General features: G+C 70.1%; 18 protein-coding genes and 1 pseudogene. 9 read left to right on the forward strand and 10 right to left on the reverse strand.

The window, feature by feature from the left end; translation table 11 throughout:
* The 6 genes from OTB20_RS08645 (at window position 1) to OTB20_RS08670 (ending at window position 3,318) form a co-directional block, all read left to right on the forward strand.
* The gene (locus tag OTB20_RS08645) at window positions 1-675 is read left to right on the forward strand and encodes a hypothetical protein (RefSeq protein ID WP_267816102.1); all 675 of its coding nucleotides are present in this window, start codon (window positions 1-3) and stop codon (window positions 673-675) included.
* A 75-nt stretch (window positions 676-750) separates the two neighbouring features.
* Window positions 751-972, forward strand: a complete 222-nt coding sequence (locus OTB20_RS08650; protein ID WP_267816104.1) for a hypothetical protein — start codon at window positions 751-753, stop codon at window positions 970-972.
* A 258-nt stretch (window positions 973-1,230) separates the two neighbouring features.
* Window positions 1,231-1,788 carry a hypothetical protein gene (locus OTB20_RS08655; protein ID WP_267816107.1) on the forward strand — a complete coding sequence of 186 codons (558 nt, stop codon included), beginning with the start codon at window positions 1,231-1,233 and terminating at the stop codon, window positions 1,786-1,788.
* Between the two features lie 76 nt (window positions 1,789-1,864).
* Window positions 1,865-2,551 carry a DUF2637 domain-containing protein gene (locus tag OTB20_RS08660; RefSeq protein ID WP_267816109.1) on the forward strand — a complete coding sequence of 229 codons (687 nt, stop codon included), beginning with the start codon at window positions 1,865-1,867 and terminating at the stop codon, window positions 2,549-2,551.
* 9 nt (window positions 2,552-2,560) lie between these two features.
* Window positions 2,561-2,992 (forward strand): hypothetical protein, encoded by a 432-nt coding sequence (locus OTB20_RS08665; RefSeq protein WP_267816111.1) that lies wholly within the window; start codon window positions 2,561-2,563, stop codon window positions 2,990-2,992.
* Between the two features lie 110 nt (window positions 2,993-3,102).
* The gene (locus OTB20_RS08670; RefSeq protein ID WP_267816113.1) at window positions 3,103-3,318 is read left to right on the forward strand and encodes a hypothetical protein; all 216 of its coding nucleotides are present in this window, start codon (window positions 3,103-3,105) and stop codon (window positions 3,316-3,318) included.
* Window positions 3,319-3,364: 46 nt separating this feature from the next.
* On the opposite strand, the gene OTB20_RS08675 is transcribed toward OTB20_RS08670, so the two are convergent.
* Together OTB20_RS08675 and OTB20_RS08680 are read right to left on the reverse strand one after the other, a co-directional pair.
* Window positions 3,365-3,577, reverse strand: coding sequence for a DUF397 domain-containing protein (locus OTB20_RS08675; RefSeq protein ID WP_267816115.1), 213 nt, complete (start codon window positions 3,575-3,577; stop codon window positions 3,365-3,367).
* Window positions 3,574-4,431, reverse strand: a complete 858-nt coding sequence (locus OTB20_RS08680) for a helix-turn-helix domain-containing protein (protein WP_267816117.1) — start codon at window positions 4,429-4,431, stop codon at window positions 3,574-3,576. Before OTB20_RS08680 ends, OTB20_RS08675 begins: the two co-directional genes overlap by 4 nt.
* A 997-nt stretch (window positions 4,432-5,428) precedes the next feature.
* On the opposite strand from OTB20_RS08680, the gene OTB20_RS08685 reads away from it, so the two are divergent.
* Window positions 5,429-5,929, forward strand: a complete 501-nt coding sequence (locus OTB20_RS08685) for a hypothetical protein (protein WP_267816118.1) — start codon at window positions 5,429-5,431, stop codon at window positions 5,927-5,929.
* Between the two features lie 429 nt (window positions 5,930-6,358).
* Here OTB20_RS08685 and OTB20_RS08690 read toward each other — a convergent pair.
* The 5 genes and pseudogenes from OTB20_RS08690 to OTB20_RS08710 all read right to left on the reverse strand — a co-directional run.
* Window positions 6,359-6,751 (reverse strand): annotated as a pseudogene (locus OTB20_RS08690) (mismatch-specific DNA-glycosylase); the annotation flags it as partial.
* Window positions 6,748-8,181, reverse strand: coding sequence for an adenylosuccinate lyase (purB, locus tag OTB20_RS08695; protein WP_267758636.1), 1,434 nt, complete (start codon window positions 8,179-8,181; stop codon window positions 6,748-6,750). The gene purB and the pseudogene OTB20_RS08690, both read right to left, overlap by 4 nt.
* Before the next feature lie 108 nt (window positions 8,182-8,289).
* Window positions 8,290-9,081, reverse strand: coding sequence for an SGNH/GDSL hydrolase family protein (locus OTB20_RS08700; RefSeq protein WP_267816120.1), 792 nt, complete (start codon window positions 9,079-9,081; stop codon window positions 8,290-8,292).
* Between the two features lie 72 nt (window positions 9,082-9,153).
* Entirely contained in the window at window positions 9,154-10,173 is a 1,020-nt protein-coding gene (locus tag OTB20_RS08705) for a hemolysin family protein (RefSeq protein WP_267816122.1), read from the reverse strand.
* The gene (locus OTB20_RS08710) at window positions 10,170-11,510 is read right to left on the reverse strand and encodes a hemolysin family protein (protein WP_267816124.1); all 1,341 of its coding nucleotides are present in this window, start codon (window positions 11,508-11,510) and stop codon (window positions 10,170-10,172) included. The genes OTB20_RS08705 and OTB20_RS08710 overlap by 4 nt, the downstream gene beginning before the upstream one ends.
* Before the next feature lie 328 nt (window positions 11,511-11,838).
* On the opposite strand from OTB20_RS08710, the gene OTB20_RS08715 reads away from it, so the two are divergent.
* Together OTB20_RS08715 and OTB20_RS08720 are read left to right on the forward strand one after the other, a co-directional pair.
* Window positions 11,839-12,270 (forward strand): GNAT family N-acetyltransferase, encoded by a 432-nt coding sequence (locus tag OTB20_RS08715; protein ID WP_267816126.1) that lies wholly within the window; start codon window positions 11,839-11,841, stop codon window positions 12,268-12,270.
* Window positions 12,267-12,908, forward strand: a complete 642-nt coding sequence (locus OTB20_RS08720; protein ID WP_267816128.1) for a hypothetical protein — start codon at window positions 12,267-12,269, stop codon at window positions 12,906-12,908. The genes OTB20_RS08715 and OTB20_RS08720 overlap by 4 nt, the downstream gene beginning before the upstream one ends.
* A gap of 76 nt (window positions 12,909-12,984) precedes the next feature.
* Here OTB20_RS08720 and bioD read toward each other — a convergent pair whose 3' ends face one another.
* From bioD to bioB, 3 genes are read right to left on the reverse strand one after another with little or no spacing between them, the layout of a single operon-like run.
* The gene (gene bioD, locus OTB20_RS08725; protein WP_267816130.1) at window positions 12,985-13,686 is read right to left on the reverse strand and encodes a dethiobiotin synthase; all 702 of its coding nucleotides are present in this window, start codon (window positions 13,684-13,686) and stop codon (window positions 12,985-12,987) included.
* A gap of 1 nt (window position 13,687) precedes the next feature.
* Window positions 13,688-15,019, reverse strand: a complete 1,332-nt coding sequence (locus tag OTB20_RS08730; protein ID WP_267816132.1) for an adenosylmethionine--8-amino-7-oxononanoate transaminase — start codon at window positions 15,017-15,019, stop codon at window positions 13,688-13,690.
* Complete coding sequence (bioB, locus tag OTB20_RS08735) at window positions 15,012-16,295, reverse strand: biotin synthase BioB (RefSeq protein WP_267816134.1); 1,284 nt, start codon at window positions 16,293-16,295, stop codon at window positions 15,012-15,014. Before bioB ends, OTB20_RS08730 begins: the two co-directional genes overlap by 8 nt.
* Window positions 16,296-16,354 lie beyond the last annotated feature (59 nt).

The raw sequence follows: 16,354 nt of genomic DNA on the forward strand, positions 1-16,354 counted from the left end.
ATGAAGACCGAGACCTACAAGGGCCGGACGCTGAAGACGACAAAGGGCCGTGAGTACGGCTACGTTCAGCACTCGGTCAACGGGGTCAGTCTCGGCAGGCACCTCGGTAACGAAGAGTCTGCCCTCGACTACATGCGCCGGTCGATCGACTTCATCGACCAGGAGCCCGTCAACGGCGACCGGTGGGCCGCGGAGTGGTACGCGCCGGGCACCTTCGAGATGTGCGACGAGGGTCACGCGAAGGAAATCGGTAAGGCTTGTCGGCACAGCTGGTGCGTAGAGCAGCGCGCGAGCGTCGCGCCGACCGTCGAAGCGACTAGCGAAGAGCACGTTCCCGCTCACGAGGTCACCGGCGCCTGTCAGCACCCGACGGAGCTGAACCGCTACGGCCTGCCGTCGCGGGTTTGCGGTGCGGACGCTGTGGAGCACCGTCCCGACCGCCTGTTCGTGCGTTACGTCTGCGCCGACCACGTCGTGCGAGAGGCCAGCAGGCCGGTTGGTGGCGTAGCCCGGATCCTTACCGAACTCAGTGAGTGGTGTGACGAGGTGGAGTCCACCACCTCCGCTCCGCAGCCCATCACCGACCGATTCGGAAGGGTTTGGGAGTGGAAGCAAGGTGACGTATACCGGCACGGTGTATCGGCTGTGCCGAAAGCCCTGATTCCGGTCAAGTAGCAGCGTCGGGGCCCCTGCGAATTGCGCGCGCAGGGGCTCCGACCATCACGTCAGTCACTCACTCTAGGGGTAGCTGTGAGCATCCTGAAGGAAGTCCACACCGTCGCGTACAAGATCAACCGCCACGACGTCTTCACCCGCCACGGCCGGGAGTGGAGGGCCGCACAGGAAGCGGCGCACGTTGGCACGGACGACGTCCGCATCCCGGCGGTAGGCGGGGGAGTGGTCATCCTCCCCCGCGACGCCAGCGTGACCGTCCGCCGGCACGTGGGGGAGCGCCCGTGCGCTACCGCGTGACGTTCGAGAGCGGGGCGACGGCCCTCGTCGACGAGGACGCACAGAGCCGGCTCGTCAGGCAGGCGCGGGAGCGGAGCTGGACGGTTACCCCCGTCCGCCGTGGGTGGGTTGTGACGCTCCCTTCCGGCGCCCTTGTGGCGGTCCTGAGGGAAAGCTCCGTAAGGCACCTTACGGAGGTCGGCCGTTAGGGGTTGTGGCGTACGCCATAAGTGTGCGACTCTGGAGTCACGCAAGGGGCACACGAACCGAGGAGTCTTAATGAACATCACCGCCGAGATCTGGGACCAGGGCCGCACCGGCTTCGACTTCCACGCCTTCGTGGACGGCGTTGCGCTGTGCCACAAGGGCCGCAAGGTAACGGCGATGTTCGCGAGCAACGCCAAGGACAAGGCCGCCGCGCAGAAGTCGGTGCGGAACACTCCGGGAGCCGCGATGTGCAGCAAGTGCGAGGAGAAGTTCCAGGCGACCGTCACGGTCGAGGCAGAGGAGATCCCGGCAGATGAATCCGTAACGCCCGTCGAGCACACCTCGTACGCCGGAACCGGCTACGTCAAGGATCTGATGATGGGCGACGTCTTCCGCCTCCCGGGCAACCCCATGGAGGTCTTCGGCCCCGTGCGATCCGCGGACAGCGACTACATGCTCTACGGCACTACCGTTGACTTCGGGCGCGGCAATAACCGTGAGTGGCGCGCGTGGACTCGCATCGAGCACGTCAAGCGCGGGCCGAAGTGCGAGTGTGGGCGCTTCCTGGAGCTGTGCGAGAACGGGTGCCCGTGGCCGGAGGAGATGGAAGCGCTCTTCATGGCGAACTGACCGACCCTGGAGCCCCTGCGAATTGCGCGCGCAGGGGCTCCTCCCATGTACACACCATTCACATGACAGAGGAGCCATGAGAAACCGCCTGAGCCGCCTACGCGACGTCGACCCCATCCTGATCCAGGCCGTCATCGCAGCTGCCATCTCCTTCAGCCACATCCACGATGTAGCCGCTGCCGCCGGCCAGGACGGGTGGAAGGCTTGGGCGTACCCGGTGAGCGTCGACCTTCTGCTCGTCATGGCGTGGAGGCGGATCCGGGTAGCGCGGAAGGCGGGCATTCAGGCACGTGGCCCCTGGCTGTGGTTCGTCCTCTCCCTAGCTGCCTCGCTCGGGGCAAACGTGGCCACGGCGGGCGTGCTCGACATGGCGGCGCTCCCCGTTTGGCTTCGCGTGACGGTCGCCGGGTGGCCTGTGCTGGCGTTCTTCGGCGGATCACTGCTCATCCACAGCCGGAATCAGACGGTCGTCGACGAGGTGCTTGAAGTGGTGCCGGAAGAGCCCCAGTTGCCCGCTGTGGAGCCGCAAGCGGAGCCGGGGGAGGATCTGCCCGCCGGGCCCCTGGAGGAGCCGGAGAGGCCCCTCCTGAGGACGTATACGGAAGTGGCTGACAGCCTTGGGCTAGCGGTGCCTACGATCCGGGGATGGGCCAACGACGGGCACGTCAAGAAGTACCCGGGGGAGAAGCCCGCGCGGGTACTCGTTGACCTCCGCGAGTGCACCCGGCGTGACCGCGACATCCGCCGGCCCGTGAGTGTGTGAGGAGAGCGCGTGATTTACGAGATGCACGACGTGAACGACGGCATCGGTCCGTTCGACACTGTCACCGTAGCTACCGGAGACGAAGCCGCCGGGCCTGCGGGCACGGTGACACTGGATACGTCGGGACGGAGTGAGCTGACCTCTGCCGAAGCCCGCGCCTTGGCGCACGCGCTCCTCCGCGCGGCTGACGCGGCAGACTGGGCGAGCGGGGTCGACACGTTTCCCGCGGTCCTGGCCGGGGATCTTCAGGTGGGCGACGTACTCATCAGCGGGAAGTCACCGGAGCCGCCGGAGCTGTGCGTTGCCGTAGAGGTCACCGTTACCCGTGGCCGTGTCACGGTCGTGTGGCAGACGGAGGGAAACATGATGACTACGTACCACGGTGTGCGTGACTCGGTCACCCTGCGCCGCCGAGGTGCATCGCTGACCGCCACAGATTGAAGCCGCCCGCCCCCGTCGGACATCCGGCGGGGGCTTTTTGCGTTCCTGCTCCGTCACCCGATCGGCCCTCCCGCCTCGTCGACGAGCGGCGTCGCATCGACGCTGGAGCCATGAGCCCACGAATAGTGGTCGACCCGCCAAACGAGGCCGGGGCCCGGCACGTGCACGTCGACGCGGAGAGCCTCGGCATGGCGACTGGCCTCCGCGACGTGGCGGAGTTCCTCCGTCGTGCCGGCCTGGAGCTGGAGCCGGAGGAAGTTGCCGTCTTCCCACTCATCGAGTGGCGCGGGGGAGGGCCTCAGGCGTGGGGCCCAGAAACGCCGTAGCGCCCGCCCCGTGGTCCGGAGCGGGCGCTCTGTGCGGGGGATGGGGCTAGAGCTGTCCGCCCTTGACGGCGTCGACGAAGACGCCCCAGCTGGAGTCAGCGATGATGACCGCGGGGCCAGACGAGACCTTGGAGTCGCGAACAGGCATGACGCCGGCGAGCTGACCGGCTGCCACCTCCACGCAGTTGTTCCCGCCGTCGGAGTAGCTGGACTTCGACCACGTCAGGCCGTGGGCGGAGGAGTCGGTGAGAGTGGTCATGAGTGCTCCTGCTTGATTCTTGCGGTGAGGTCGGCCGACCTGTCGAACGGAAGCGCATGCGCTCGAAGATGCTCAAACGCTGACCCGTAGACCGACACGTCGGCGGCGTCTTCAACATATAGGGCGCTGGCCAGGTGCTCCACGAGAACGACGTCAAGGTCTGCCGACTCTGGGAAGCCCAGTACGGTGAACGGACCGGCCATGCCGGGATGGGGCGGGGCAGTCAGGGGAACGATCTGTATGGAGACGTGCGGCAGGTCCATCAGGTCGAGGAGTCGCTGACACTGGTCTCGCATCACTGTGGAGTCTGCGTGGGCTGGACGTAGAGCGGCCTCGTGGATGATGGCCCAGACCTCCAGTGGCTCCGGGCGTGACAGCACCGACTGTCGAGCCATGCGGACTTCGACGAGCGCGTTCACCTGCTCGGTCGACGATCCCATGTTGATCGCAGAGATCGACGCACGGGCGTAGGACGCCGTCTGAAGGAGTCCGGGGACGAGAAGTGTCTGATAGGACCGCAGGCTCTTCGCGTCCGCCTCCAGGCTGATCAGCTCCGCGTAGGCCGGCGAGATGATGTCGCGGTACGTCTGCCACCACCCGCGACGCGCGCCGTCGCGGGCGAGTGACATGAGAACGTCGCGCCTCCCGATGTCGGCCACCGCATAGATGTCCAACAGCGCAGCCAAGGCGTCGGGCTTGATGCCAAGTGCTGCTCGCTCCACGCGAGAGAGCCGGGGTCCGTCCCAACCGTGGCCCATGCGCCCGGCCACGTCGTCCAACTTGAGCCCGTGGCGCTCTCTCAATGCCCGTAGTTCCGCGCCTAGTCGTCGGCGCCGTACTGACGGAGCGCTCATCCTGCCCTCCACTTCCCCCGCCCTGTGGCGGCCGAGCACATGGTTTCACAGCGCGATGCGAGGCGGGGTGAATATGCAATTTTGTAAATCATGGTCTGGCGGTTGCAATGCGTGCTTGCACCTGCCACGCTGAGTTTACAAACACAGGCGGTAGCGGAACCGTAACGGTGAGGGTGGCCCATGCCGATCTCTACGCACGCAAAAGTCCCGGACGACGTACTCAGGCTCTTCCCCCGTCCTCAGCCGGTGGAGGACTGCGACGTTTGCGCGTCGCTGGCTCAGCAGCGACTGAACGCGCTGAACAAGAAGTCGCCCGACTACAGCCCCCTTAGGGCGCAAGAGGCGTCGGACGAGATCTGTGCACACCCGCACGGAAGTTAGCCGACATGTCAGACGCTGGTTACCGCTTCACTGCTGAGTACCTGTCGGAGCTGAATGCGGCCGTGGAGGCGCGACTCCAGCCCGCGCAGGAGTCCGCATTCCTCATAGCTGCACGGACATACGTTGAAGACCTTGCAGCGGCCCTGGAGAGGCCTGTAGGGCACCCCAGAGACCCGTCGTCGACCGCTTAGGCGGTCGTTCGGCGGAGGGGCGGCAGGGTCGTGCGACCGGTGAGGTCGGAATCGCGTGACCCTGCCCGCTCCCTCGACTGGCGTGCCACACCCCAAAGACTCCGTCCCCACCTAGGCGACCCACCTCAAGCCGTTATGGCGAGGAGCGGCCCTAGGCGGGGACGGGCACGATCCCCGCTCTTCACGGAGCGGGCAGCACCACCAGTCATGCACCACCCATCGAGAGATAGGGCAAGGCACATGTACCGAGTGGCACCGCAGTGGATCGTCAAGGGCGGGGACAACACCGACATCGAGGACGGCGACGGCGGGGGCTCCAACCCGCCCACCGGATGTGGTGACGACTTCACCATCTAGCAGCAAGTGATCACAGCCCCGCCCTGGTTGACTGGGGCGGGGCTGTCCCATGGGTGAGGAGAGGCGCAATGGCTAAAGAGATCTTGGGGACGAGCAGGGTGACTCTGTTCCCTCTGCTGCACCTGTGGCCAGACACGTACGGCGTAGCGGCCTACGCCAGCTACGGCCACTTCGGGACGTCCGCGGTTGTGGGCTACATCCCGATCCCGGAAGTACCTGACATCAGCTTCATGGACGTGGCAGCCCGGCATGTGAGCGGCGCCATGTCGGCAGTTAACTGGGTTCTCTGCACGGGATGGTCGTCCCGCACCGTCCCCAAGCCTGACAGCCTGGTTCTAGAAGACGTGCAGTGGCATCTTCAGGTGGACACGAGAGGCGACGCCGAGGGCGACAAGGGGAGCGGCTTCATGTACGGGCACTCTGAGCTCTACACGGGCCGGTTCACCCTCATCGACGGCGTGGAGGAAGTGGAAGAGGTAGTCAACGGCGCGGCCAGTAAGGCGCGCCGGCTGATCGTCAACGAGCCGCTGATGAAGCAGGCGCGTGAAGTGCTGCCGCTGCCGCGCTGACCTGGTTACTGGGCCCCGATCACCCCATGGTGGTCGGGGCCTTGCTGTTTCCGCAGGTGGGGGCCGCGGAGTGAGGGAAGCGCAAGCGCCGGATGGCAATTTTTCAGACGTTCATAAATGGCTGGTATCTGTAGAATTTGACGGATCACCCAAGACGCGGTGTCCTGCGTCCATGACCAGGAAAACGAGTGGCAGCGCCGGTGCCCGTCGTCAGGCTCCTGCATTCGAACTGCACCCCGACGGGGTCGATTTGAGCGTAGATCACGTCCCCAACAACCCCGTTGCGTGGCTCGGACTCGGGCTCTGTGTCGCAGGTGTCGGGCTGCTGCACTTCAGCGGGGCCGTCGGGCCTAGCGCGCCGCCTACGCCGACATGATGGGGGTTTCGCGTATTCGCAGGTCAGGCAGCCAGCATCACATGCAGGTCACTACGGCTTGCGAAGGCAGTGCGGTAGGCGGTGACTCCGACCACGGCCAGCCACTGCGGACGCAGGCGCTCCACCTTGGCCGTCAGGATGCGGCCGCCCTCGCGGAACTCTTCCGCGCTCAGCTCGTCGGCGCGGGCCGTGGCGCGGGCCACGACGTTCGTGATGCCGAGGCGGTAGGTCGGCAACTCCTCCTGCTCGGAGGGGGCCAGCACGCGCGGGGTGAAGCCCGAGAGGTGCAGGACGGGCCAGAAGCGGTTGCCCGGGCGGGCGAAGTGGTAGCCCGTCGCGGCGGAGAGGAGGCCCGGGTTGATGCCGCAGAACAGGACACGAAGACCGCCCGCGACCACGTCCGGGAGGACGTGGTCGCGGGCGGCGTCCAGCTCTTCGGGGGTCAGAGGATCGACCCGGGGGTGTAACCCGCGGCTTCCGGGTGCTCCTTGGTGATCTCCTCGATGCGCGAGACCACCGCGGCGACCTGGTCGCCCGCCGCGCCGGTGAAGGACAGCTTGTCGGCCATCAGGGCGTCCAGCTGGGCGCGGTCCAGCGGCATCCGCTCGTCGGCGGCCAGCTTCTCCAGCAGCTCGTTGCGCTCGGCACCCTGCTCGCGCATGGCGAGGGCGGAGGCCACGGCGTGCTCCTTGATTACCTCGTGGGCGGACTCGCGGCCCACGCCGGCCCGCACGGCGCCCATCAGGACCTTCGTGGTGGCGAGGAAGGGGAGGTAGCGGTCCAGCTCGCGGGCCACGACGGCGGGGAAGGCGCCGAACTCGTCGAGGACCGTCAGGAAGGTCTCCATCAGGCCGTCGAGAGCGAAGAACGCGTCCGGCAGCGCGACCCGGCGGACCACGGAGCAGGAGACGTCACCCTCGTTCCACTGGTCGCCGGCCAGCTCGCCGGTCATCGACGCGTAGCCGCGCAGGATGACCATCAGGCCGTTCACGCGCTCGCAGGAGCGGGTGTTCATCTTGTGCGGCATCGCGGAGGAGCCGACCTGGCCGGGCTTGAAGCCCTCGGTGACCAGCTCGTGGCCGGCCATCAGGCGGATCGTCTTGGCGATCGAGGACGGCGCGGCGGCCAGCTGCACGAGGGCGGTGACCACGTCGTAGTCGAGCGAGCGCGGGTAGACCTGGCCGACCGAGGTGAAGGCCTGGCCGAAGCCGAGGTGGGACGCGATCCGCTGCTCCAGGTCGGCGAGCTTCGCGGCGTCGCCGCCCAGCAGGTCGAGCATGTCCTGCGAGGTGCCGACCGGGCCCTTGATGCCGCGCAGCGGGTAGCGGGTCAGCAGGTCGTCCAGGCGGCCGTACGCGACCAGCAGCTCGTCGGCCGCGGTGGCGAAGCGCTTGCCCAGGGTGGTCGCCTGCGCGGCGACGTTGTGGGAGCGGCCGGCCATGACCAGCTCGGCGTGCTCGCCGGCCAGCTTGCCCAGGCGGGCGAGGACGGCGACCGTGCGGTCCCGGGCCAGTTCCAGCGAGAGCCGGATCTGCAGCTGCTCGACGTTCTCGGTGAGGTCGCGGGAGGTCATGCCCTTGTGGACGTGCTCGTGGCCGGCGAGGGCGTTGAACTCCTCGATGCGGGCCTTCACGTCGTGCCGGGTGACCTTCTCCCGCTCGGCGATGGAGCCGAGGTCGACGGTCTCGAGGACGCGCTCGTAATCGGCGAGGGCCTCGTCGGGGACCTCGATGCCGAGATCCTTCTGGGCGCGGAGCACGGCGAGCCACAGCCGCCGCTCCAGCGTCACCTTGTACTCGGGGGACCACAGGACGGCGAGCTCCGCGGAGGCGTAGCGGCCGGCCAGGACATTGGGGATGCGGGGCTTGGCAGTCACGTGGAGGGATTCTACTTGGGCCGCGGCTGTGCGTTTACGCAGGTAGGGACCCCACCTGGGATTGTGCCTTGCTACGAGAGCGGCCGGTGCGGGCGGGGGCCCGGCGGGCTACACGAGCCGGTCGCCCGCCGGAGCCTCGTAGGGCAGCAGTTCCGGGCGCTTGGCAGGCAGGCCGTCCCCGCTGGAGCGGCCCGTCAGGCGGCGGCCGACCCAGGGGATCAGGTGCTGCCGGGCGAAGCTGAGGTCCTGCGAGCGGCGCGCGGCCCAGCCCGCGGACGCGACCGCCGGCAGTTCGGCGCGCCAGTCCGCCTCGGCCGGCAGGCCCAGGGACTGCCAGACCGCCTCGGCGACCCTGCGGTGGCCTTCGGCCGTCAGGTGCAGCCGGTCCACGTCCCACATCCGCTGATCGCCGAGCGCGGAGGACCCGTACAGGTCGACCACGAGGGCGCCGTGCCGCGCGGCGAGCTCGTCGATGATGACGAAGAGCTCCTCCATGCGCGGGCGGAAACGTTCCATCACGGGACCGCTGCGGCCCGGCGAGCGCATCAGGACCAGCGTCCCGCAGGAGGGCGCCAGCAGGCCGACGGCCTCCTCCAGATGCCCGCGTACCCGGCCCATGTCCACCTTGGGGCGCAGGGTGTCGTTCAGCCCGCCGACGAGGGCCACCACATCGGCGCCCATCGCGGCGGCCGCGGGCGCCTGCTCCCCGGCGATCTGCCCGATCAGCTTGCCGCGGACCGCGAGGTTCGCGTAGCGGAAACCCGGCTCGCGCGCGGCGAGGCGGTCGGCGAGCAGATCGGCCCAGCCCCGGTAGGAGCCGTCGGGAAGCAGGTCCGACATGCCCTCGGTGAAGGAGTCGCCGACCGCGACAAAACTGGTGTAACGCGCATTCATCTCCATGGCGGGAGCGATGCTACCGCGCGGTACCCAGGTCCCGCAGGCGGGGCCGGGGTACCGCGCAGGCAGGGCGGGCTACGCCGACGCGGGCCTGCCGAACAGCTCCCGCAGGACGTCCTCCATCGTGACCAGGCCCGTCATGGCCCCGTCCGGCCCGAGGACCGCCGCGAGGTGCGTACGGCTGCGCCGCATCGCGGTCAGCACGTCGTCCAGCGGGGTCTCCGCCCGGACCTGCGCGATCGGCCGCAGCGCGGAGACCGGGAAGGGCTGGTCCCGCTCCGCCGCGTCCAGCGCGTCCTTGACGTGCAGGTACCCGAGGATCCGGCGCTGAGCGTCGATCACCGGGAATCGGGAGTACCCCGATTCGGCGGACAGCCGCTCCAGTCCGGCGGGCGTGATGCCCTCGCGGGCCGGAACCACCCGGTCCGCCGGCAGCACCACATCGGTCACCGGCCGCCGCCCCAGCTCCAGGGCGTCGTACAGCCGCTCGCTCGCGCGGCCGTCGATGAGTCCCGCGTCGCTGGAGTCCTTGACGATCCGGGCCAGCTCGTCGTCCGAGAAGGTCGCCGCGACCTCGTCCTTGACCTCCACCCGCAGCAGGCGCAGCAGGGCGTTGGCGAAGGCGTTGATCGCGAAGATCACCGGCTTCAGGGCCCGGGTCAGCGCCACCAGCGGCGGTCCGAGCAGCAGGGCGGTCCGCACCGGCTCGGCCAGTGCCACGTTCTTCGGCAGCATCTCGCCGAAGAGCATGTGCAGGTACGTGGCCACCGCCAGCGCCACCACGAAGGAGATCGCGTGCGTCAGCCCCGACGGCACCCCGAGGAAGTCGAACGCCGGGGTCAGCAGGTGGGCGATGGCCGGTTCGGCCACCACACCCAGCACCAGGGTGCACAGCGTGATGCCCAGCTGGGCCGCCGCCATGAGCGCCGACACGTGCTCCAGGCCCCACAGCACGGCGCGCGCCCTGCGGTCGCCCTCTTCGGCATGGGACTCGATCTGGCTGCGCCGCACGGAGATCATGGCGAACTCCGCGCCGACGAAGAAGGCATTGACGACAAGGGTCGCCAGGCCGATCAGCAACTGGACGGCGGTCATCGGGCCTCCTCCCTACCATCACCGGGCGTCGGTTCGACCGGCACGTGCAACAGCACCCGCGCGGCCCGCCGCCCACTCGCGTCCACCACCTCCAGGAGCCAGCCGCCGAGCTCCAGGCTGTCGCCGACCAGCGGGATCCGTCCCAGCTCGGTCGCTATCAGGCCGGCCAGCGTCTCGTACGGGCCGTCCGGTACGCGCAGCCCGATCCGCTGGAGCTGGTCGGTGCGCGCGGAGCCGTCCGCGGAGAACAGGGCGCGCCCGGAGCCGTCCTCCCCGGCCGGGGCCAGGTCGGCGGTCTCGTGCGGGTCGTGCTCGTCGCGGACCTCGCCGACGACCTCCTCGACGATGTCCTCGAGCGTGGCCACACCGGCCGTGCCGCCGTACTCGTCGATGACCACGGCCATCGTCTGCTTGCCCGACAGGCGGTCCAGCAGCCGGTCCACGGTCAGCGACTCCGGTACGAGGAGGGGCTCGCGCAGCAGCTGCGACACCGGATGGCGGTGCCGCTCCTCCGCCGGCAGGGCCAGTACGTCCTTGATGTGGACGGTGCCGACGACGGTGTCCAGGCTGCCCCGGTAGACGGGGAACCGGGAGAGGCCGGTGGCGAGCGTCGCGTTCGCCACGTCCTCGGCGGTGGCCTGCACGTCGAGGGCGGTGACCTGGACCCGCGGGGTCATGACGTTCTCGGCGGTCAGATCGGCGAGGTTCAAGGTCCGCACGAACAGTTCGGCGGTGTCCTTCTCCAGGGAGCCGGCCTTCGCGGAGTGCCGGGCCAGGGCAGCCAGTTCCTTCGGGGTGCGCGCCGAGGCGAGCTCCTCCGCGGGCTCCATGCCGAACCGGCGGACCATGTGGTTCGCCGTGGTGTTCAGATGGCTGATGAAGGGCCTGAAGGTACGGCTGAAGATTCGCTGCGCGGTGGCTACCCGCTTGGCGACGGCCAGCGGGGAGGAGATCGCCCAGTTCTTGGGGACCAGCTCGCCCACGACCATCAGGACGATGGTCGACAGCACGGTGCCCAGGACCAGGGCGGTGGAGGAAGCGGCCGCGGCGGACAGCCCCACGGCCTCGAAGGGGCCCTTCAGGAGGGCGGTGATCGAGGGCTTGGAGATCATGCCGATGACCAGGCCGGTCACCGTGATGCCGAGCTGGGCGCCGGAGAGCTGGAACGTCAGGCTGCGGACCGCGGCCAGGGCGCTGTCGGCGCCGCGTTCACCGCGTTCGACGGCCCGCTCCAGCTCACTGCGCTCGATGGTGGTCAGCGAGAACTCGGCCGCGACGAAGACTCCACAGGCAAGGCAGAGCAGCAGCGCCACGACGAGCAGGAGGACTTCGGTCATCGGTCCTTCACCTCCGTCCCATGATCAGCCAGGAGGAGGGGTGTCGCGCGCTGTCGCGTACGGGAAGGGAGGGGACTGGGAGGCTCGCCCATGGACGGACGCTCACACCTTTCGCTTGGAGATGGAGAAGGAGAAGACGAAGAAGAGGTACAGCTGCCTACATGGTAAAGGAAAGGCAAAACGAACGGATCGTCCCTTCGGCGGACGGGTGACCCGTCCGGCCGTGCCGGGGCCGGATGTCAAGGATCTTCGCATCGAACCCGCGCCGGTGTCTCGGTGGGCGGAAGTCGGTGGCGGGCCGGCAACCGGTCGTGCTTGGCTCCCGGGCATGACCGATCTGCACATACGGGCCGCTACGGCGGCCGATGCCGAGGACGTGCTCGCCTTCTGGAAGGAAGCGGCCGAGGGCACGTCGATCACGGACGACGCGGCCGGCGTGACCCGGCTCGTCACCCGTGATCCCGACGCCCTGATTCTCGCGGAGAGCGACGGCCTCCTGGTCGGGTCGGTGATCGCAGGCTGGGACGGCTGGCGCGCTTCCCTGTACCGGCTCGCCGTGCTGCCGTCCCGCCGGAGGCAGGGCATCGCCTCGGCGCTCCTGGATGCGGCCGAACGGCGCTTCGTGGCCGTCGGGGGTCGCCGGGGTGACGCGATGGTCCTCGAAGCGAACGAACCGGCGCAGCGGGCGTGGGCCGCCGCGGGCTACCACCGCGAGGATCACTGGCGGCGCTGGGTCAAGCCGCTGGGGGAGTCGGCGTGAAGGCGGCCACCGGCGCCCGTGCGCGTACCCGCGCCGTACCCCTGCTCCTCGCCGCCGCGGTGGCCGCAGCGCTCGCGCTGACCGGCTGCGGTACGAGGACCGCGGGGGCCGGGGGCGCGGAGGAGCCCCCGGCGCCGTCCGCGGCGCCCTCCGTGGACTACGCCGCCCAGGCGGCCGCCGCGGTCGCCCGCCACGACAAGCTGTTCCCCGAGATCGCGGCCCGGTGCGCCGACACGGCAGTGGCCGGCGCCGAGCCGACGGCGGGAGAGCTGCCCGCGGATCCCGAGGCACGCAAGTACGCGGAGAACCACGCCTACAAACAGCAGGCGGAGCTCACTCCCCGGGCCGAGTGCCGGGGCGACGCGCACGCCGCGCGGATCAAGGCGGCGCTGCTTGGCGGCTCCGGCGGGAAGGGCGCGCCGCACACGGTGGAGGAGCTCCGCGCGGTCCTGACCGGGCTGGGGTACGGGTTCGAGGGCGGGGGCGTGTACGGATCCGGGGCGGTGAACGTCTCGTTCGTCCTGTCGGTCCCCGAGAGCGGCCCGTGTGTGACGGGCCGGCTGGGCCCGCCGGTGAGCGTCAAGGCGCACGGGATGTACGTCGAGGGCGGCTGCCCGGAGCCCCGCGGAGGTCACTGACCTGCGCGGCCCGGCTCCGGGACCTCCGCCGCACGCTCCCTGTTGGGCGTCCGTCCCGGAGCCCGCCCCGACGCCGTCAGTCCGTCGGCGCCGACCAGGTGCCGTGCAGGGGCGCCGCGATCCAGCCTGACGCCGAGGCGCGGAAGACGGCCGGGGTGAGGGCGGCGGCGCCGGCCGGGACGGCGCCCAGGAGGGGGAGTCCGGATACCGAGGGCAGGTCGGCCAGGTTGCAGCGGGCCGCCAGGTCGGGTTCGGCCGGCCAGCTGCCGATGACCACGCCCGGGGAGGTCAGGCTCCGGGCCCGGAGGGCTTCCGCCGTGAGGGCGGTGGAGTTGAGGGTGCCGAGCCCCGCCGGAGCCACGATCAGCACCGGAGCGCCGAGCAGGCGGGCCGCGTCCGCCAGGGTGTGGCCCGCCTCGTCGAAGCGGACCAGGAGGCCGCCCGCGCCCTCGACCAGGACCAGGTCGTGGGAGAGGGCGAGCTCGCGGGCCGCCTGCGCGATCCGCTCCGGGGAGACCGTCGGGAGGCCCGCACGCCGGGCCGCCGTGTCCGGGGCCAACGGTTCCGGATAGCGGGCCAGTTCCACCGTGGTGACGGCCGGGCCGGCCAGTCGGCCGACCTCCGCCGCGTCTCCGGGCTCGTCCGGGCCGACGCCCGTCTGGGCCGGCTTCAGGACGGCCACCGAGAGACCCGCGGCGAGCGCGGCCGCCGCGACGGCCGAGGTGACGACCGTCTTGCCGATTTCGGTTCCCGTCCCCGAGACCACCAGGACCGCCATGTCAGGCCTCCTTCGCGGCCGCGAGCACGGCCCGGCAGATGCGGGCCACGTCGGCGTCGCCCGTCACGAACGGCGGCATCGTGTAGATCAGGTCCCGGAACGGGCGCAGCCAGACGCCCTCCCGGACCGCCGCCGCCGTGGCGCGGCCCATGTCCACCGGGTGATCGAGCTGGATGACGCCGATCGCGCCCAGGACCCGTACCTCCTGGACGCCGGGCAGGTCCGCGGCCGGGGCCAGGCCCTCCAGCAGGGCCGTCTCGATGCGCTTGATTTCGCGCTGCCAGTCCTGTCCGAGCAACAGGTCGATGGAGGCCAGGGCCACCGAGGTGGCCAGCGGGTTGCCCATGAAGGTCGGCCCGTGGGCCAGGACCGGGACCTCGCCCCGCGAGATGCCGTCCGCGACCCGCTCCGTGCAGAGCGTGGCGGCCAGCGTGAGGTACCCGCCGGTCAGCGCCTTGCCCAGGCACATCACGTCCGGGGTGATCCCGGCGTGGTCCGCCGCGAACAGCGCGCCCGTGCGGCCGAAGCCCGTGGCGATCTCGTCCAGGATCAGCAGCACGTCGAACTCGTCGCACAGCTCCCGCAGCACCCGCAGGTAGCCCGGGTTGTGGAAGCGCATGCCGCCCGCGCCCTGGACGACCGGCTCCACGATCACGGCCGCCAGTTCGTCCCGGTGCGCGGAGAACAGGGAGCGCAGGTGGGCGACGTAGGACTCGTCCAGGGGAGTGGAGAAGCCGCTCGGCGGGGCGTCCCCGAAGAGCTGGCGCGGGAGGATGCCCGACCACAGCTCGTGCATGCCGCCCTCGGGATCGCAGACGGCCATCGGCTGCCAGGTGTCCCCGTGGTAGCCGCCGCGCCAGGTGAGGAGGCGGCTCTTCTCGGGCCGGCCCACCGACCGCCAGTACTGGAGGCACATCTTCACCGCGACCTCGACCGAGACCGAGCCGGAGTCGGCGAGGAAGACGTGCTCCAGACCGGCCGGGGTGAGCTCGACGAGCTTCGCGGCCAGCCGGACGGCGGGCTCGTGGGTGAGCCCGCCGAACATCACGTGCGACATCCGGCCGAGCTGGTCGGTGACCGCCTCGTTCAGCGCCGGATGGTTGTACCCGTGGATCGCCGACCACCAGGACGACATGCCGTCGACCAGCTCGTCCTGCCCCTGCGAGGGTTCGGCCAGCCGCAGGCGCACCCCCGAGGCGGAGGCGACGACGAGCGGCTCCTGCCGCCCGGGCATCGGGCCGTACGGGTGCCAGACGTGCTGCCGGTCCAGCGCGAGCAGTTCGGCGGCCGGCAGCGCCTCGGGCGAGTGGTGCGCGGGGCGCTGGTCAGGCATTGGGAGCGAGATCCGTTCCCGCACCGCGACGGCGCACCGCCACCAGACCAGGCCGGACCTCGCCCGCTTCCGCCTGAGCCGGTACGGGGGCCTGCGCGGAGGCCGCCACGGGAGCCTGCGCGGGAGCTTCTACGGAGGCCTCGTGCTCGGCATGCCCAGAGCAGCCGCCGCACGCCGAACCGCAGCCGGACCCGTCCGCCGGGGCGGAGGAGCCGCAAACTGGGGCGTCCGCGCCGTGCGAGCCGCAGCCACCGCCCGCGGCCGTGACCTCGGAGCGGTGCGCGGGAAGGGTGGACGTACCGGCGCCCTCCACCTCGAAGCCGGCGTCCGCGATCATGTCGAGGTCGGCCTGTCCGGCCTGGCCCTCACTGGTCAGGTAGTCGCCCAGGAAGATCGAGTTGACCAGGTGCAGGGCGAGGGGCTGCATGCTGCGCAGGTGCACCTCGCGGCCGCCCGCGAGGCGGACCTCGACGTCGGGGCAGACGAAGCGGACCATCGCCAGGATCCGCAGGGCGCGCTGCGGGGTGAGGTTCCACTCCTTGGCCAGCGGGGTGCCCTCGAAGGGGATCAGGAAGTTGACCGGCACCGAGTCCGGGTCCAGCTCGCGCAGCGAGTAGACGACGTCGACGAGGTCCTCGTCGCTCTCGCCCATGCCCGCGATCAGGCCCGAGCAGGCCGACAGGCCGGCGGCGTGCGCCTTCTGCACCGTGTCGACCCGGTCCGCGTAGGTGTGGGTCTTGGTGATCTGGCCGTAGGTGGCCTCGGAGGTGTTGAGGTTGTGGTTGTAGGCGTCCGCGCCCGCGTCCTTCAGGCGCTCCGCCTGGCCGTCCGACAGCAGGCCGAGGCAGGCGCACACCTCGACGCCCTCGTTCTGCTCCTTGATGGCCGCGATCGTCTTGCCGACCCGGTCCACGTCGCGGTCCGTCGGACCGCGCCCGCTCGCCACGAGGCACACCCGCTTCGCCCCGCCGGCGACGCCCGCGGCCGCGGCCTGCGAGGCCTCGTCGGGCTTCAGCCAGGTGTACTTGAGGATCTCGGCCTTCGACCCCAGGCGCTGGGAGCAGTACGAGCAGTCCTCGGGGCAGAGCCCCGACTTCAGGTTGACCAGGTAGTTCAGCTTGACCCGGCGCCCGAACCACTGTCGGCGCACCTTGCCGGCCGCGGCCACCACGTCGAGCAGTTCGTCGTCAGAGGTCGCCAGCACGGCGAGTGCCTCTTCGCGGGTCGGCAGCTCACGCCGCAGCCCCTTGTCCACGAGGGTGTTCAGCAGGTCCATGACGCCGATCCTGTCCCACACGAGTACTCCCGGCCAAGGAGAGATCGAACAACATGGCC

The organism is Streptomyces sp. H27-H1, from assembly GCF_026627445.1.
Lineage (GTDB): Bacteria > Actinomycetota > Actinomycetes > Streptomycetales > Streptomycetaceae > Streptomyces.

Excerpts from the sequence above, each read along its gene's own strand:
- OTB20_RS08655 (WP_267816107.1), top strand. The coding sequence starts at position 1,231 with ATGAACATCACCGCCGAGATCTGGGACCAGGGCCGCACCGGCTTCGAC.
- OTB20_RS08645 (WP_267816102.1), top strand. The coding sequence starts at position 1 with ATGAAGACCGAGACCTACAAGGGCCGGACGCTGAAGACGACAAAGGGC.
- bioD (WP_267816130.1), bottom strand. The coding sequence starts at position 13,686 with ATGGCGGTCCTGGTGGTCTCGGGGACGGGAACCGAAATCGGCAAGACG.
- OTB20_RS08670 (WP_267816113.1), top strand. The coding sequence starts at position 3,103 with ATGAGCCCACGAATAGTGGTCGACCCGCCAAACGAGGCCGGGGCCCGG.
- OTB20_RS08675 (WP_267816115.1), bottom strand. The coding sequence starts at position 3,577 with ATGACCACTCTCACCGACTCCTCCGCCCACGGCCTGACGTGGTCGAAG.
- OTB20_RS08710 (WP_267816124.1), bottom strand. The coding sequence starts at position 11,510 with ATGACCGAAGTCCTCCTGCTCGTCGTGGCGCTGCTGCTCTGCCTTGCC.
- OTB20_RS08730 (WP_267816132.1), bottom strand. The coding sequence starts at position 15,019 with ATGCCTGACCAGCGCCCCGCGCACCACTCGCCCGAGGCGCTGCCGGCC.
- OTB20_RS08680 (WP_267816117.1), bottom strand. The coding sequence starts at position 4,431 with ATGAGCGCTCCGTCAGTACGGCGCCGACGACTAGGCGCGGAACTACGG.
- OTB20_RS08715 (WP_267816126.1), top strand. The coding sequence starts at position 11,839 with ATGACCGATCTGCACATACGGGCCGCTACGGCGGCCGATGCCGAGGAC.
- OTB20_RS08705 (WP_267816122.1), bottom strand. The coding sequence starts at position 10,173 with ATGACCGCCGTCCAGTTGCTGATCGGCCTGGCGACCCTTGTCGTCAAT.
- OTB20_RS08660 (WP_267816109.1), top strand. The coding sequence starts at position 1,865 with ATGAGAAACCGCCTGAGCCGCCTACGCGACGTCGACCCCATCCTGATC.
- bioB (WP_267816134.1), bottom strand. The coding sequence starts at position 16,295 with ATGGACCTGCTGAACACCCTCGTGGACAAGGGGCTGCGGCGTGAGCTG.
- OTB20_RS08685 (WP_267816118.1), top strand. The coding sequence starts at position 5,429 with ATGGCTAAAGAGATCTTGGGGACGAGCAGGGTGACTCTGTTCCCTCTG.
- OTB20_RS08700 (WP_267816120.1), bottom strand. The coding sequence starts at position 9,081 with ATGGAGATGAATGCGCGTTACACCAGTTTTGTCGCGGTCGGCGACTCC.